The organism is Prevotella sp. E13-27, from assembly GCF_023217965.1.
GTDB lineage: Bacteria > Bacteroidota > Bacteroidia > Bacteroidales > Bacteroidaceae > Prevotella.
The window spans coordinates 902,653-919,528 of the sequence record NZ_JALPSC010000002.1 but is presented as its reverse complement, the minus strand read 5'-3'; the positions used below and the strand labels follow the sequence as shown (position 1 = coordinate 919,528).

15 protein-coding genes are annotated in these 16,876 nt (G+C 48.8%); 2 read left to right on the top strand and 13 right to left on the bottom strand.

The features are described from left to right. The first annotated feature begins 81 nt into the window (after positions 1-81). Positions 82-729 (top strand): helix-turn-helix domain-containing protein, encoded by a 648-nt coding sequence (locus M1L52_RS12795; RefSeq protein ID WP_248615437.1) that lies wholly within the window; start codon positions 82-84, stop codon positions 727-729. Between the two features lie 281 nt (positions 730-1,010). Here M1L52_RS12795 and M1L52_RS12790 read toward each other — a convergent pair whose 3' ends face one another. Genes M1L52_RS12790 through M1L52_RS12775 form a run of 4 tightly spaced genes read right to left on the bottom strand, consistent with a single transcriptional unit; the run spans position 1,011 to position 5,532 of the window. Further along, positions 1,011-2,747 carry an alpha-galactosidase D gene (locus M1L52_RS12790; RefSeq protein ID WP_248615436.1) on the bottom strand — a complete coding sequence of 579 codons (1,737 nt, stop codon included), beginning with the start codon at positions 2,745-2,747 and terminating at the stop codon, positions 1,011-1,013. Between the two features lie 25 nt (positions 2,748-2,772). Continuing rightward, complete coding sequence (locus tag M1L52_RS12785; protein WP_248615435.1) at positions 2,773-4,290, bottom strand: alpha/beta hydrolase family esterase; 1,518 nt, start codon at positions 4,288-4,290, stop codon at positions 2,773-2,775. A gap of 58 nt (positions 4,291-4,348) precedes the next feature. After that, on the bottom strand, positions 4,349-5,215 hold the full coding sequence (locus M1L52_RS12780; protein ID WP_248615434.1) for a helix-turn-helix domain-containing protein: 867 nt from the start codon (positions 5,213-5,215) through the stop codon (positions 4,349-4,351). Positions 5,216-5,268: 53 nt separating this feature from the next. Further along, positions 5,269-5,532 carry a nuclear transport factor 2 family protein gene (locus M1L52_RS12775; protein ID WP_248615433.1) on the bottom strand — a complete coding sequence of 88 codons (264 nt, stop codon included), beginning with the start codon at positions 5,530-5,532 and terminating at the stop codon, positions 5,269-5,271. Here M1L52_RS12775 and M1L52_RS12770 point away from each other — a divergent pair. Continuing rightward, entirely contained in the window at positions 5,444-5,854 is a 411-nt protein-coding gene (locus M1L52_RS12770) for an aldo/keto reductase (RefSeq protein WP_248615432.1), read from the top strand. The two genes, M1L52_RS12775 and M1L52_RS12770, sit on opposite strands and share 89 nt — an antisense overlap. A 455-nt stretch (positions 5,855-6,309) precedes the next feature. On the opposite strand, the gene mnmE is transcribed toward M1L52_RS12770, so the two are convergent. The 9 genes from mnmE to M1L52_RS12725 all read right to left on the bottom strand — a co-directional run bounded on the left by mnmE (position 6,310) and on the right by M1L52_RS12725 (position 16,841). Then, positions 6,310-7,644: a tRNA uridine-5-carboxymethylaminomethyl(34) synthesis GTPase MnmE gene (mnmE, locus tag M1L52_RS12765; protein WP_248615431.1), complete on the bottom strand. Its 1,335-nt coding sequence runs from the start codon at positions 7,642-7,644 to the stop codon at positions 6,310-6,312. After that, positions 7,644-8,519 carry a nucleoside phosphorylase gene (locus tag M1L52_RS12760; RefSeq protein WP_248615430.1) on the bottom strand — a complete coding sequence of 292 codons (876 nt, stop codon included), beginning with the start codon at positions 8,517-8,519 and terminating at the stop codon, positions 7,644-7,646. The genes mnmE and M1L52_RS12760 overlap by 1 nt, the downstream gene beginning before the upstream one ends. 14 nt (positions 8,520-8,533) lie before the next feature. Continuing rightward, the gene (locus M1L52_RS12755; RefSeq protein WP_248615429.1) at positions 8,534-9,679 is read right to left on the bottom strand and encodes a hypothetical protein; all 1,146 of its coding nucleotides are present in this window, start codon (positions 9,677-9,679) and stop codon (positions 8,534-8,536) included. Positions 9,680-9,802: 123 nt separating this feature from the next. Beyond that, positions 9,803-10,570, bottom strand: a complete 768-nt coding sequence (locus M1L52_RS12750) for a tRNA 2-thiocytidine biosynthesis TtcA family protein (RefSeq protein ID WP_248615428.1) — start codon at positions 10,568-10,570, stop codon at positions 9,803-9,805. After that, a complete protein-coding gene (locus M1L52_RS12745; protein WP_248615427.1) occupies positions 10,567-10,935 on the bottom strand; it encodes a DMT family protein in 369 nt (122 codons plus the stop codon). Before M1L52_RS12745 ends, M1L52_RS12750 begins: the two co-directional genes overlap by 4 nt. A 39-nt stretch (positions 10,936-10,974) precedes the next feature. Beyond that, entirely contained in the window at positions 10,975-13,341 is a 2,367-nt protein-coding gene (locus M1L52_RS12740; protein WP_248615426.1) for a bifunctional dihydroorotate dehydrogenase B NAD binding subunit/NADPH-dependent glutamate synthase, read from the bottom strand. Positions 13,342-13,486: 145 nt separating this feature from the next. Further along, positions 13,487-14,431 carry a lipocalin family protein gene (locus M1L52_RS12735; protein WP_248615425.1) on the bottom strand — a complete coding sequence of 315 codons (945 nt, stop codon included), beginning with the start codon at positions 14,429-14,431 and terminating at the stop codon, positions 13,487-13,489. A 140-nt stretch (positions 14,432-14,571) separates the two neighbouring features. After that, complete coding sequence (serS, locus tag M1L52_RS12730; RefSeq protein WP_248615424.1) at positions 14,572-15,891, bottom strand: serine--tRNA ligase; 1,320 nt, start codon at positions 15,889-15,891, stop codon at positions 14,572-14,574. A gap of 44 nt (positions 15,892-15,935) precedes the next feature. Further along, positions 15,936-16,841, bottom strand: coding sequence for a serine O-acetyltransferase (locus M1L52_RS12725; RefSeq protein WP_248615423.1), 906 nt, complete (start codon positions 16,839-16,841; stop codon positions 15,936-15,938). Positions 16,842-16,876: the final 35 nt, after the last annotated feature.

Here is a 16,876-nt window from a genome sequence, read left to right as displayed (position 1 = left end):
ATACAGACCCATTTTTCTTATTTATCGTGCAGAATGAGTTTGATTTTAACAAAAAAAACTAAAGCTCACAGCATTATCAATATGGAACCGCATGACTTACAGACAGGTATGCTGCTTGTTGTGTCAGCCGACTCCGTATTCGAAATTGAAGAGATGGACGATGAGTTCGACATCCAGACCTTCTCCTATCGGGAGTTACCAAAAGAGACACTTTTCAAGGAGTGTACGACTTTTCATTTGAACGATGACGACTGGCAGCTTACTGACGAGTATTTCCGTCTGCTCTGGCATACCGTCAAGCGCCAGCCCCTGTCACATTCCTCTGTCCGTGCCTTGCAAACGGCGCTCCTCTCCGAACTCCGCCTTATATATAATAAAGAAAACGCAGAAAGGAAGCGTCATCCCGTCAGCCGTCAGGAGGATATTTTTCATCGCTTTACCATTCTCGTCAACGAGCATGCCGCTCGTGAACATGCCATCGCCTTCTATGCCGACCATCTCTGCCTGACACCCAACCATCTTGGATCCGTCATCCGGGAAGTCAGCGGACAGACAGTCATGCAATGGATTCATCGCCACATCATCCAGCAGGCCAAACTACAACTGAAATACAGCGACCTGCCCATCTGGCAGATCGCTGAGTCGCTGAACTTCCCTAATCCCTCGTTCTTCTCCAAGTTCTTCAAGCGCGAGACGGGGATGACACCAGCCGAATATCGAAATGGATAAATATTTCTAAATAATTAATCGTTTCCTCAACTGATTCAGATTTTCCCTATCTGCATACGCTTGAAGAATTCCTTTACGGCATTGCGCTGATACATACCCTTGACATAGACCAGCGAGGCATGCATGGTTTCCCTGGCTTCCTTAATTGGAATAGCTATCCAAGTATTTCCTCTTTGTGCGTTAAAAGTGCAAAAAGACGGGCGGAAGTGTTGCAAATCGTCACTTCAACCCGCTAAATATCTTTCGTTACAATTATAGATTATGCTTTTCCAGCCATCCCTTCATTGTACAAGCATTTTCTTTCCGTTCATAATGCGGAGTCGTGTTGCCTGTGTGGCGGGACGGCCAGCTGTGTCGAACGCGTATGAATCCTGGTGCTTGTCTGCGTTGACCGCTCCGATGTCGTCGGGTGTTGCCACAGGCACAAGGTCGATGTAGTCGATGTCGGGCATCCAGTTGGTGCTGTTTGATAGGCGGATGGTGTTGCGCCCTTTCTCCAGGTGTATGGTGATGGTTTTTCTTGCCACTGTACTCCAACCGCCAGAGTTGACATTGACTGTATTGACGCGCTTCCCATTGATGTCAATGCGGATGTTTCGGTTCTCACCTGAGATATATGCGATGGTAAGTTTGTAGTCACCTCCGTCGTTGCTATATACATCGCGCCAAACAAGGTCGTTCTTTTCGTTGTAGCCAAGCCACCCTGCCTTCAGTCCTGATGAGCAGTAGTCGGCATATTCATATATGCCTGTATGTTCTGCCTGATTGTTTTTCAGTTCCTGATAGTTGCTGATGTAGGCAGTCTCGGCTTCGTAGCGGGTGCGCTCCAGCCGCTGCTCGCCTTCAGCGGTGTAGATACGGGTGCCGTGGGCAGGGATGGTTAAGTTGTAACTGTCGGAAAACTCGCCCAGGTCTTTCTTCTGGAACAGGTCGCGGAGCTTCACCTTTCCGCCGAGGCACAGGTCGGCAAATCGTACGGTTGCCTGTTTGGAAGCATCGTCGGGATTGTAGATGGCGAAGGCGCGTTTGGTGACGTTCAGTTCTTCAATGTCTCGCACCAGAATGTAACAGCTGTTGGAAAGTGCTACGATGTATGCCTGCTGATAGAGCGGATCCTGATTGAGGGCTATCAGTTCTTCGTTTTTCAGCAGATTGAGTGTTGTGGTCTTGATGTTTTCGAGGTCGCAGCCTATGAGCAGTGGAGAATTCATGATACACCACATGCCGAAGTGGGTCTTGTCTTCCTCGGTAGTCATGGAGCGTCCCACCTCGAGCATGTCCATGTCGTTGAAGCGGCCGTCGTAGCTGTAGGCACTCATGTATAGGTTTTCAGCAAGAATACCCTTCACTGATGGCCAGCCGTCCCAGATGTCGTGGGTGGTGCGCCAGGAGAATGCCACGTCGTGAACCCATGTGCCGGGATAGTCCCAGCGGCATACGTTCAGTCGCACATCGTTTCGACCGGTATCTTTGATGGCGTTGCTGATGGCGGTGTAGCGTTTTTGCGGGTCGAGAGCCAGATGCTGTGTGTTCTGTGGAGCGTCACCGCCGCAGAAGTCCACCTTGATGAAGTCGAAACCGCACTCCTTGAAGTAGAAGTCGGCATCGTGCTGGTCGTAGTTGTAGAGTCCGACATTCACGCTGAGCACATCGCCATTGTACATATTACCGCATGTGTTTGCACCGGCATCGCTGTAGATTCCTGCTTTAAGACCCTTTGAATGGATGTAGTCGGCTACGGGTTTGAGTCCGTTGGGGAAACGTGTGGGATGGATGATAAGTTCGCCAGTTTCCGTATTGCGTCCACCCAAAAAGCCATCGTCGATATTGATGTGATTGTAGCCCACATCTTTCAATCCTTTTGATACCATCGCGTCTGCCTGCCGACGGATGAGCGCGTCGCTGATGTTCACGCCGTAGGTATTCCACGAACTCCAGCCCATCGTGGGACCGCCCTGTGCCATCAGGCTAACTGTCGCCGTCAGGCATGTTGCTGCTATAAACAGTCTTTTTTTCATAGTTCTTTCTTTTATATATAATCTGCTATCTGCTGAGAATTTTCTTGATGCTGCCGCCGGCTGTTACCACGATATTCAATCCACGTTGAACGTCGTTACGGTGAATGCCGTCAAGTTCGTAGATGACATTCTGCTGATTTCTTGAATAATGCAAATCTGTGACCGATGCCTCCACATTACACTCAAACGAAATGCTCCGGAGTGTGAAGCGGTAGGCTGTGAGTTGTCCGGGGTATGCCTGTTGGAAGAAGTAATAGACATGGTTTGCATCGACCTCATACGTCCATTGTGTCACGTCGTTATCCCATGGTGTTATCTTTACTGACTCGGGGGATAGCGGGTTGTTATTCAGGCAAGCAACGAATACCAGTGGCTGTGCAGCGTTTGCCGAAGCCTTGCCGCTGATGGTAATTTTACTGGCTGTAGAAGGTTCTATCTTCAGAAAAGCACCATGAGTGGGTAGTTCGCCGTATGGTTCAGTGTCGGAGAACGATGTGATGAGTGTCTCAATGGTTCCGCCGGTTGAGGGCATCTGCGACGGTAGTAGCCCCTGGTTGCCCGCATGCCAAGCCCAAGTGACAGCGTCGTCTGGTGCTCCAATAGTTACTGTTGCACCATTGAAGGTAATATCAGACCCGCTCAGAATACCACTGGTTGGAGTGGCAACCCATGCATTCTTGGCAGTTGCGTCGTAATGAACCACCTCTGCCTCTTCTTGTGTGGAGTTTCCTGGAGCATCAGGATTCAGTGTAAACCGCTTGCACCAGTTCCATATTTCGTAGGAGTTCTCAGCAACTGGTGTGTGCGACCCCTTACCGCTATAATTGTAGGAGTAGAGCACCACCTCGTGACCAGTCTTTTCATTGAGCCACAGTTCGCGGTCGCCGTCGAACCATGACGTGCCGTTCTTGGTGCGATAGCCCGACTGCTTCTTGTATTTAGTATAGCGATTCATATTTGCCATATTCTCCATATAGCCGCGAATGTTGTATTTGTTGTATGTGAAAGCATTGTCGTTATAGGCAATGCACTCCATGACATTCACCTTCTTTGCACATTTCTTCCAAGGCTCCTCACTGAACTGTATTCCGCTGGTGGGGGCAAAGGCAGCAATCTTGTCAAGCATGTTGGGCATGCAGTGGAACAACAGCATTGAACCCATGGAGAAGCCAGACCAATAGACGCGCTTACGGTCAATCTTGTAGCGTGTTGCCATCTCGTCGATAACCTTGATGATGAAGTTCTGGTCTGTAGTGCCGCTAATATCCCAGTAGTCGCCATCTGCGCGAGGATAGACCATGACGAACTTGGCTGTGTCAACAAGTTCGTACATCCTGTCGTGCTCTGCCTGATTCTCTGAATTGCCGCCCATGCCATGAGTGGTGATGAAGAGCGGACTGCCTGCTGGCAGTTCGTCGGGTGTATAGACAAGTATGTTGCGCTGCTTGCCGCCGGAGTTAATGTAGATTTTTTCTTTCTGATAGGCCCATGCTGACATCGCTGATATTGACAGGAGCAGAATGGTAAATATTGTCTTTCTCATATATATATTGTAATTGTCAGCACAAGGGCTGTAGTTTTCATGTTAGGTTTACTGATAGCTATTGGCGATTGCCAAACGTGGATGGCGATGCACCATATTGCTGCTTGAAGATTCGGCTGAAATGTGTCGGATTCTCAAAACCAAGACTATATGCGACATCAGCTACGGACATCTGAGAGGACAGAAGCATCTGACGGGCTTTCGACAGTCGTTTTTCACGAATCCATTTGGCTGGGGACACACCATAGATGCTCTGGAAGTCGCGCTTGAAACTGGAGAGTGAACGACCTGAGAGATAAGCCAGTTCTTCGATGGAGATGGGCGATGTGTAGTTCTCTTCCACCACGCGATGAACGTCCACTTTTACAGGCTGGCGCAACTGGAGCATCTGGCGGAAGATGTTCTTCGAGCAGTCCATCACATTGTAAAGCAGTTCCATCACCTTCAGACGTAGCAGTCCTGGGCTGACCTGCAACGAGTCGTTAAAGTATGGTGCCAACGACCAACAATAGGCCACGAGGCGATCGCTCATGGGCGACACCTGCGCTCCAAATTCTTCGGTCATTGGAGGCACGTTGACTTGCTGTGTGGTGAGGAAGTCCTTCAACAGTTCGTCGTTGATAGCAAATAGCTGACTCTCGAAGAGTCCCGTCTCCGTCGAGCCTTTCTTCTCGTAGCTGACGCTGTGCGCCTTGCGTAGCAGAATCATCTCGTTTTTGCCCACCGTCCACGACTGCCGTCCGCAGGTCAGCTTCACGCTGCCTCCCAGCACCACATAGAGCAGATGCTGTTCCAGAAAAAAAGTCCCGCTTTCGCCAGCAGTTACGATGCACTGGTCTATGATGCTGCCACCGTCGAGCCGTAGCGACGGCATGGTACAGTCGCCGCTAATCAGAGCTGATGGGAATTTTGTTGTCTTATCCATACAAACAATATGTTCTGCAAAATTAGTGAAAATCTTGCAGACCAAAGAAGTATTTACTTGGAAATAGTGTTAGAGTTCTGGTTGTAAGCTTTTGCCACGCACTTCCACTGTCCGTCAATCTTCAGCAGAAGCAATACGTCTGTGAAATCGATGCTGCCGCCCCAGCCTTCTTCCAGCACACGGAGAACAGCCAATGTTTCTTCCAGTTCCAGCACGTCGATACGGGTCTTGAACTCTTTATACAGCGCACTGGCTTCTGGCAAGCTGGCCAAGCGTCCGGGCGAGACTTCGAAGCGACAGACTGAAGACTCGTTCATGCACTTCAAATACGATGCCACCGCTGAGCAGGACAACCGCATCGTGAATCGCGTAGTGGAACTGGCCAATCGCTATGATGTGGAGATGACTCAGATTTCCCTTGCCTGGTTGCTGACCAAGGTGGATTCACCCATTGTGGGAGCCACCAAGCTGCACCATATCGAAGGTGCCGTAAAGTCGCTTGATGTCCATCTGACCGCCGATGACATCCGCTATCTAGAAGAGCCATACGTGCCCCACAACCTCTCAGGTGTGATGGCAGTCAACAAGCCTGCCATGAGCGAGGAGCCTGTATGGGTCAAGGTAGCAAAGAACAAGTAAATAGAAGACAATATGAAACTGATTACAGTTATTTGCACGGCATTAATGGCATTCAGCCTCACGGCTTGTGCGCAGAAATTAGAAAAAAATGGCACGGATGTACTGGCTTGTTAAATTGTTTGACAAATATCGCTAAGAGCAATCTATGAATTGATGCGATTTTAGAATCTGCAAACATCTGCAAATTTGGGGTGTAAACAACTCTGAAAATGAGTCTCAGATATTTGCAGATTTTTGAATGTTTTTTCCATCACTTCTGACGAAATCTTATGCAGAATGTAATAATAAAACTTGATTAACAAATTCGTTAATCTGCTGACCTATAGGTAATTACATTTAATCTTGATTAATCCTTGCTTACTTGTTAAAATACTCTAATTAAACGATGTAATAACCTGTGTGTCAATTAATTGAAATCTATTTTCCAACGCAAAATCTATTTTCCAACGCAAAATCTACTTTCCCACGCAGAAATGCTTGAAGATGTTGCCTAACACTTCGGTGGGGACTATGCGACCTTGGCCGGTGATGTCGGAGAGGTCATCAAGGACAAGGTTGAGGTCTTCGGATATGAGGTCGCCGCTGAGCTGCGTCTGCAGACCGTCGATGACGCGCTGCAGGTTCTCGTGGGCTCTGGTAAGCGCTTCATACTGACGGGCAGAGGTGACGATGATGTCGCTGTCGTCGGCCTTTGGCGCTGCCTCGATGAGCTGTTGGCGTAACTGGTCGAGACCGACACCATATTTGGCCTGGAAGGCCTCGGTCTTGTTTTCAATGCGAATGACGGTCTGGTCGTCACGGATGGGCACATCGGGGTAGGGCACTCCTGGTTGGGTCATCAGCAGGATGATGCGTGCACGCTGAGCAGCAGCCTTGGAGCGCTCTATGCCGAGATTTTCTATCTTGTCGTCGGTGTGGCGTATGCCTGCGGTGTCAATGAAGCGGAAGGTGATGCCTCCCAGCTGGATGGTGTCTTCAATGGCGTCGCGCGTGGTGCCTTGAATGTCGCTCACGATGGCGCGCTCCTCGCCAACGAGGGCGTTGAGGAGAGTGCTCTTACCAACGTTGGGCGCACCAACGATGGCCACGGGAATGCCGTTCTTCAGAGCATTGCCAGTCTCGAACGACTGTGCCAAGCGGGAGATGCGAGCATCTGTGTCGAGGGCTATTTGCAGCAATTCGCTGCGGTCGGCAAACACCAGGTCTTCGTGGTCAGAGAAGTCGAGTTCTAACTCTAATAATGAGGTGAGTTTCAGTAATTTATCACGCAGTTGTGAAAGTTCTGATGAAAACTGTCCACGCAGCTGGCTCATAGCCATCTGATGGGTTGTTCTGTTGCTCGAAGCAATGAGGTCGGCCACGGCTTCGGCCTGCGAGAGGTCCATCTTCCCATTGAGGTAGGCACGCTGGGTGAACTCGCCTGACTGGGCCATGCGGCAGCCGTTTTGGATGAGCAGCTCAAGGACCTTGTTAAGGATATAGCGCGAGCCATGACAGGACACCTCTGCGCTCTCTTCGCCAGTGTAGGAGTGGGGCGCACGGAAGACGGAGACCAAGACCTCGTCGATGATTTGTGGCGACGGTGCCGCCACACGCTCGACGATGTGGCCGTAGTGGATGGTGTTTGGCTGGGCCGTTGTGAGGTCTTTGGTGAATATACGAGAAAGAATCTCAAGCGACCGGGCACCTGAGATTCTTATTATTCCGATGGCACCACCCGGGGCGGTGGCTAGCGCACATATGGTATCCACTCCAGAGGTGAGAGGTGAGGGGTGAGATGTGAGATTCATTAAATGCGGTCGAGTACTTTCTGAATGAGTGTGTCGATGGAGTTCTTGTACTGGGTGTTCATCTCTTTGGCATAGCGGTTGGCGATGACCATGCAGCAGGTCATGGCGCGATGGCCGAGGAGTGAAGCCAGACCGGCAAGGGCGCTGGACTCCATCTCGAAGTTGCAGATGCGCATGCCGTCGTATTCGAACGCCTCAATCTTCTCGTTCTGCTTCGGGTCGGCAATAGGTGCGCGAAGCTCGCGGCCCTGTGGACCATAGAAGCCGCCGCAGGCAACGGTGTAGCCGCGTACCATATCGTCCTGGGCTATCTTGTCGATGAGCTGGGCATCGGCTACTGCCACGTAGGGAGCGCCTTTGATGGGATCCCACTGCATGTGCTTCTTGAACGCTTCTTCCAAAGCCAGATCGCACACTTGGTTGCGACCTGCATAGTAGTTGAGAAGACCGTCGAAACCGATGCTCTTTACTGATGCAACGAAGCAGCCTGTAGGTGTGAATGGCTGCAGACCGCCGCAGGTGCCTATTCTAACGCAGGTGAGCGTGCGATGGCTGTCTTTCTCGGTGCGGGTGTTATAGTCGATGTTGGCCAGAGTGTCGAGCTCGTTCATCACTATGTCTATGTTGTCGCAGCCTATGCCGTGGCTTTGGCAGGTGATGCGCTTGCCTTTGTAGGTGCCGGTGATGGTGTGGAACTCACGACTCTGAACATCGCATTCTATTGTGTCGAAATGGGCTGCAACGGTGTTTACTCGCGCTGGGTCACCAACGAGGACTACTCGGTCGGCAAGTTGTTCTGGACGCAGATGAAGATGGAAGCAGGAGCCATCTTCGTTGATGATGAGTTCTGATGGTGCAAATGTTTTTCTTTCCATAGCATTAAGAATAGTTATTGTTTTAAGTTTTCAGTATTTCGGATAGTCTTTTCCTTACGGATTATAGCGTTGCGAAGCAATTCTTCCTGCTTCTCGCTCTCAAGAATCTCGGGAGCAAGCTTCTTCTTCTCGTCGGCAGAAGCTGTGGCATAGTAGTTGCGAGCTTTCTGTAGCGACACTTCGAGTAACGACAGCTGTTTCTTGTGGTCAATGATGTCTCTCATCAGCTGGCGGCTGGCGGGCATCTTGAAGTCGTTCATTTTGGTATAAACGGTGCTGTCGTTGATGACGAACTGGAAGGACTCTGGCTTTACGGATGTCCTTTTGGCTATGGCCAGCTTTTCTACTTGTTCTTTGCGGCGTAATGATGTTTTGATGAGGTTGGCATCATTCCATGTGTCGGAAATCTTCTCAAGATTAGCCAGAGAACGAAGGTTGGGATTGTCTGTAGAAACAGTCTTGCGTGTGTCAAGGGGAATGAATGTATAGACGCAGGTCTTTCCCTGAGGCTGACGACGGTTGGTGGCGAAATAGCCCAGCTGGTTTTCCTCGTCGATAACGAACATATAGTCATCGGCTGATGAGTTGAACGGCAGTCCAAGGTTCTCAGGGCGCAGGAAGGTGCCCTTGTCGGCATCGAAGCGTGTGCGGTAGATATCGTAGCCGCCAAGGCCATCGACGCTCTTGGCAGAGAAGTAGAGCGTTACGCCGTCGGGCATGAGGTAGGGATAGTCGAAGTCGTAGAGACGACCGTCCTCGTTGAGTCCCTGTAGCTCTTCACCATAGGTCCATCCGTCGCCAAGGAGTGTGCGCTGGTAGAGCACCTTGGTCTCAAGATCCTCGTCATAGCCAGAATAGATGCATTTGTTGCCTATCTCATTGAGATAGACAATCTCCTTGCCTTCACCTTCAAAGAAACGGTCATAGGTGGTTACGCGTCCTTCTTCAGGGTTGGCAAGTATGGCGTCAAGATAGGAGGCACTGTCAACAACGATGCTGTCGATAACGGTTAGCTGTGCCGTGGAATTGAGCATGCTAAGGAACTTGGGGTCATCGGCAACAACATTCTTGCCCTGCTTTTTAACTGCCTTACGCTGGGCGCTGATGCTTACGGGAGAAACGAGCAGCAGGCAAGTGATGAATATGAATAGTTTTTTCATGTTTCTTTCTGTATTCTTGATAAATTTTCGTTTGCAAAGATACAGAGTATCTTCATGACTAAGACGCAAAGATACAATAATCCTTGCAGAAAGATAGAATAAAAATGAAATAATTAAAATATTTTAAGCAGATTCTACGAGTTTGCCGTCTCTATTCAAGGCATTCCAGATGGATTGGCGGGCTTGTGGATTGAGTCCTTCGGCCGTTGAGAACAACTCTTTAACGCCTGTTCGCTGGCTGTCGGTCTCATAGGGACAGAGCTTTGTCTGCTTCTCATAGTGGCTAAGTTCGGCATAGCGCTTGATGTCGGCTTCGCACATGGCACAGAGCGGACGGATGATGCTGATAGGCATCTTTCTCATCTTCAGCAATGCAGGCATAGTGTCAAAGCGTCCCTGAAACGTGAGGTTCATCAGCGCGGTGTTGATGATGTCGTCTTGATGATGGCCCAAGGCAATCTTGTTGCAACCGAGTTCTTGGGCAAGGTTGAACATCTGTTTGCGGCGGTTCCAGGAACAGAGGAAGCATGGCGACTTCTGGCGGCGGGCATCCCTACCGCTATGACAGCTGTCGCCGCCAACATCAAAGCGGGTATTGACAATGTGAAGGGGAACGCCGAGTGACTGGCAGAATTGTTTCAGATAGCCGGTAGATGTCTCATAGTGAATGTTATCCATTCTCACATGGATGGCTTCTACGCTGAAATGAGGAAAGTCTATTTTGCTGCGCTTGGCCAGCATCTCAAGAAGAAACAACGAATCCTTACCACCTGACAGCCCTACGAGAATCTTGTCGTTGTCTTCGAGTAGGTGATAGGTGGCAAAGGTCTTGACAAAAAGTGTCTTGAGTTTGTGTTCTAATTGCTTGAGTTCGTTGTCCTGACTGTTCATTTCATGAAGACCAGATAGACGGCGCAGATGATGAGCAGAAATGCCAGGATGTGGTTCCAGTGGAGGTTCTGCCCCTGAAACATGATGTTGGCAATGACTGCAAATACTGCAAGGGAGATGCATTCCTGAACAACTTTCAGCTGAACAAGCGTGAATGGGCCGCCATTGCCGATGAAGCCAAGACGGTTAGCCGGCACCTGACAGCAATATTCTAAGAATGCAATGCCCCACGAGAAAGCTATAATGCCGATGAGCGGCCAATGACTGCTTACTCCTGTCTCTGATAATTTCAAATGCCCATACCAAGCAAGCGTCATGAAGACATTACTTAGTATGAGCAGTATGATTGTATAAAGTCCGTTCATAATTTGTTGCTTGTTGCGACTGAATCACAACACTCTAAACTATTTGTTCTGAAGATATTCGTCCATGTTTGCTGCTGCGCGACGACCATCGCCCATGGCAAGGATGACTGTGGCACCACCGCGAACGATGTCGCCACCAGCGAAGATGTCTGTGCGCGATGACTGCATGCCTTCATTGACAACGATGGTGTTCTTGCGACCGAGCTCAAGTCCCTCGATGCTCTTCGGCACGAGTGGGTTAGGACTTACGCCGACAGCCACAATGACTTGGTCAATGTCAAGGGTGACGGTCTTTCCTTCTACAGGAACAGGACTGCGGCGTCCGCTGGCATCAGGTTCGCCAAGTTCCATTACCTGAAGCACGGCGGCTTTAACAGCACCGTTCTCGTCGGCTAGATACTCTATCGGGTTGTGCAATGTGAGGAAGTTGATCCCTTCTTCCTTAGCATGCTTGACCTCCTCAAGACGCGCTGGCATCTCAGCCTCTGAACGGCGATAGACAAGTGTCACCTCGGCGCCTAAGCGCTTAGCCGTACGGCAAGAGTCCATAGCTGTGTTACCGCCACCAACGACAAGCACTTTCTTGGCTGGATTAAGAGGAGTGTCGGTGGTTGGGTTGGCTGCATCCATGAGGTTGACGCGTGTCAGATATTCGTTAGACGACATGATGTTGATAGAGTTCTCACCAGGTATACCCATGAAGTTGGGAAGACCTGCTCCAGAGCCAACAAAGATGCCCTTAAAACCTTGTTTCTCAAGCTGTTCGACGGTGATGGTTTTACCAACGATTACGTCAGTCTGGAAGTGTACTCCCATCTTCGCAAGGTTCTGAATCTCAACGTCAACAATCTTGTTAGGCAGACGGAACTCAGGGATACCATATTTCAGCACGCCGCCAATTTCATGGAGAGCCTCGAAGACATAGACATCATAACCCTTCTTAACCATATCGCCGGCAAACGACAGACCTGCAGGACCTGAACCAACGACAGCAATCTTAATGCCGTTAGAAGGTGCTATCTCAGGGAGTGAAATGTTGCCGCTCTCGCGCTCGTAGTCGGCAGCGAAACGCTCCAGATAGCCAATGGCTACGGGCTTTGAGTTCATCTTCAGATGTATGCACTTGCTCTCGCATTGCTTCTCCTGTGGACATACACGACCGCAGACAGCGGGTAGGGCAGAGGTCTGCTTAAGAACCTTGGCAGCAGCGAGGAACTCACCACGCTCAATGTTCTTAATAAATGAAGGTATGTTGATGTTAACAGGACAGCCCTCTACACACGATGGCTTAGCGCAGTCAAGACAGCGCTTGGCCTCGGTCATGGCCATTTCTTTTGTAAGACCGATGTTTACCTCTTCTGTGCGGGTAGTGGCACGATAAACAGGGTCGAGCTCTGGCATGACGACACGCTCTATCTGAGTACGCTCCTTTGGCTTCATTGACTGCTGGAGAGCCTTGCGCCAATCGGCATTACGGTCGGTGAGAGACTCCGATACCTCACCCGACCTCTCCAAAGGAGAGGAGGGGCTGTCGCTTCCGGATTCCGCATGGCACTCCTCCCCTTTGGGGAGGTCGGAAGAGGTTAAGTGCTCCTCAAAGTGAGCCAGCTCTTCCTGTTCCTCGCGCTTGAATGTGCCCATGCGCTTGAACATCTCGTCCCAATCGACCAGAGCACCGTCGAACTCAGGACCATCGATGCAGACGAACTTTGTCTTGCCTCCGATGGTGAGACGACAGGCACCGCACATGCCGGTACCGTCAACCATGATGGTGTTAAGGCTGACCTCGCATGGAATGTTGTGCTTCTGAGCGGTGAGGTTAGAGAACTTCATCATTATTGGAGGACCGATGGCAAACACCTTATCGACATGCTCCTGCTCGACAAATTTCTCAATACCTACCGTTACAACACCTTTCTCACCATAAGAACCATCGTCGGTCATGATGATGACTTCGTCAGAGCTCTCGCGAACCTTGTCTTCAAGAATGATAAGGTCTTTGCTGCGACCTGCCATTACTGAAAGAACACGGTTGCCGGCTGCTTTCAATGCCTGGATGATGGGAAGCATGGGAGCAACGCCAAGACCGCCACCAGCACACACCACTGTGCCGAACTTCTCAATCTTTGTGGGATTGCCCAGTGGGCCTACAACGTCGGTGACATAATCGCCAACGTTAAGCATGCACAGCTTCTTTGAAGAGAGACCGACCTGCTGTACAACGAGGGTAATGGTTCCCTTCTCAATATCGGCACCAGCAATGGTAAGCGGCATGCGCTCACCGTTCTGTCCTACACGTACGATGACAAAGTTTCCTGCTTTCCTGCTATTGGCAATAAGCGGAGCTTCAATCTCAAAAAGAAAGACTTTCTCTGAAAATTGCTCTTTTCTGACGATTTTGTTCATAATCTTTGCTTGAAAATTTCAATTTGTTTCTATTTAGGGTGCAAAGTTAGCAAATTGTTTTTAATTAGCCATAGTTTTCTAACAAAAATAGATGCAAGCAAATCAGTTTGCCTGCATCTATATATAAGAGGAATAAGGAAGGGCGTTATTTGCGAGAGAAATAAAGCGTCTCGTCGTAGATAACGGTAATCTTTTCCTTTGATCCCTTAACTTTGAAATCGTAGTCGATGTAGTTCGTATGGATGACAAGTTGGTCTTTTGTCAGCGATACTAATTCAACAGTTTTCTTCTTGTCGTTGCCAAAGTCAACTGACAACGTATTTCCGTTCTGCTGCCAAGTTCCCTCCATGATATTCGTAAATTCACGTGTTTCCTTGTTAAACTCCTGCAACTTAAAGAATTTTTTATCAAAGGTGAACTCCATGTATTTCAGGCTCTCCTTACCGTTCTTAGCATCGTTAATTGAAGGATAGTTATCCCAGTTTTCAACATCTTGCTGCGTATTTGGGTCTTTAGCACTTCCAACGATGCGTGTCGTACCCCAAGTGCCAAGAATGCTGACTTCTTCATTCTTCTTCAACTCATAAGTGCCATAGCCTTCCACGGTGACGGTGAAGATAGAGTTTGAGAGGCTGATTGTAGCTTGGCGTGGCTTAGTTGACTTGTTGCCGCTACCGCTTTCCTCGTATTCCTTCACATTATTGTAGCCTTCGTAGAAATCATAGATGATGAAGGTGTTTCCTTCAATGCGGTATTTGCCGATTAGAGTTTTCTCCTCACGACCGCGATAGCCCTCACTACCCTTGTAATTGATGGCATACTGAGTAATCTCGTTGGCTGTAAGAACGAATCTCAAGCAATACTCCCAATGAGATTCATTACTACGGTCAAGCACAATTCTGCTTTTGCCTTCAGGCGTGAAAGCAAAGGCTGTCCATGAACCTATAACATCGCTGGGATTGACTTGCTGTTCAGAGGGATTAGTGTTCTTACCTCCATTGTCGTCTTTATCGTCATCGCCACAAGCGATAAATGCAAACATAGCAACTGCTACCATGAGCATCAATGAAAGAAATTTAAAGTGTTTCATAATGGTAAGTCAAATTAAAGAGTTAATAAATTGAATATTTTTGCAAATGTATGAAAATAAGCAATAGAAACAAATAAAAAGGGAAGTTTTTTTGTATAAACTTCCCTTTTTAGATATTAAGTTGTTGTTTTTGAACTTGATTAGTCTATCAGCTCAAATCCTGTGTAAGGTACGAGAGCCTTTGGAATGCGAATGCCTTCAGCTGTCTGGTTGTTCTCAAGAAGAGCTGCAACGATGCGAGGCAGGGCAAGAGCAGAACCATTCAACGTGTGGCAGAGTTCTGTCTTCTTTGTCTCAGCGTTACGATAGCGGCACTTCAGACGATTTGCCTGATAGGTGTCGAAGTTTGAAACGCTTGATACCTCGAGCCAACGACCCTGTGCTTCAGAATAAACCTCGAAGTCATAGCAGATGCTTGAAGTGAATGACTGGTCGCCACCGCAGAGAAGAAGAATGCGATAGGGAAGCTCCAACTTCTTAAGCAGTCCCTCAACATGGGCCAGCATCTCCTTGTGGCTCTCCTTTGAGTGCTCGGGCTTGTCGATGCGTACAATCTCAATCTTTGAGAACTCGTGCAGACGGTTCAAACCACGAACATCCTTACCATAAGAGCCTGCCTCACGACGGAAACACTCTGTATAAGCGCAATTCTTTATTGGGAGGTCCTTCTCGTCAAGAATAACGTCGCGATAGATGTTGGTTACAGGAACCTCGGCTGTTGGAATGAGATAGAAATCATCAACCTCGCAATGATACATCTGGCCTTCCTTGTCAGGCAGCTGACCAGTACCGTAACCAGAAGCAGCATTAACTACTGTCGGTGGCATAATCTCGGTATAGCCTGATGCACGAGCCTCGTCAAGGAAGAAGTTGATGAGGGCACGCTGAAGACGAGCACCCTTACCAATATAAACAGGGAAGCCTGCACCGGTAATCTTTACTCCGAGGTCGAAGTCAATGAGATTGTATTTCTTTGCCAGTTCCCAATGGGGCAGGGGATTGTCGATGCCCAGCTTAGGATTAACGTCCCAGTTGCCAACAGTATCATTGGCTGTGCACTCTTTCAGGTTGCTCTTTACAACACGGTTGTCCTCAGCTGCAGCTCCCTCTGGCACCTCGTCGTAGGGGATGTTTGGTATCTGGCAAAGCAGGCGGGTCATCTCTTCCTGAGCCTCGCTCATAGTGGTTTCTAACTGCTTGTTGGTCTCCTTCATTGCCGATACCTGATTCTTGATGGCTTCGGCTTCAGCTTTTTTGCCTTCCTTCATGAGGCTACCAATCTGGGCTGCCATCTTCTTTGCATCAGCCAAGTTCTTGTCCAGTTCCTGCTGAGACTCACGACGCTTCTTGTCAACTGCCAAGACCTGCTCGATAGCTTCTTTAGCTCCTTTGAAATGTTTCTTCTCAAGACCACGAATGACGCGGTCGGTTTCCTCTGTTATGAGTTTAAGTGTAAGCATATGAATTAATTATTTTATGTTTTTTCTTTGTTCAAACTATAATGTTAAATACCCAGTCCTCCTTGGAATGAGAGGTCGATGGCTTTACTCTGCTGAATGCGAGAGTAGGGTGGAATGTCATTTGTTACCCAGATGTTACCGCCAACGATAGAGTGGTGACCTATAGTTATGCGACCCAATATTGATGCATTGGAATAGATGGTTACATTATCCTCAATAATAGGATGGCGAGGAACGTTTAGCATGTTTCCATTTGCATCATATTTGAAGCTCTTAGCACCAAGCGTAACACCTTGATACAGAGTAACATGGTTGCCAATTATACATGTCTCTCCTATGACGACACCTGTGCCGTGGTCAATGGCAAAGTATTCGCCTATCGTTGCTCCAGGATGTATGTCAATACCTGTCTTAGAGTGCGCCTGTTCAGTAATGATTCTTGGGATGACAGGCACCTGCATCTTGTGTAGGGCGTGGGCCACTCGATAGTGGGTCATGGTGTTGACAACGGGATAGCAATAGATTACTTCTCCATAGTTAGTGGCAGCAGGGTCATTGACAAACATCGCCTCCACATCGGTATAGAGCAAGCGTTTTATTTCAGGCAGTTGGTCTATGAACTTCAGGGCGATGTCCTTTGAACAAGCAATGACATCATTGTCTGAACAGTCGTCGCAGAACTGAAGTCCGCGTGCTATCTGTCGGCATAGAAGCTCGTAGAGTTCTTCCATGTTGACACCTATATAATATGACTTTATTTGCTGCTCCGGCTGTCGCTTGTAGAAATAGTCGGTGAAGATGATGCTCTTAATCAAGCTTACAATACGGCGAACCTCTTCAACTGAGGGAAGAGGAGCCGCTCCGGCAGGCATCATTGCTTCTTCTGCAGTCTCTTGTTTAGAGAGTAAAGCTACATTTCGAAGTATTACTTCATTGACCTTTTCTTCCATTTTTTTTCAAGGGTGGGTTTTATGTTTATCTATAT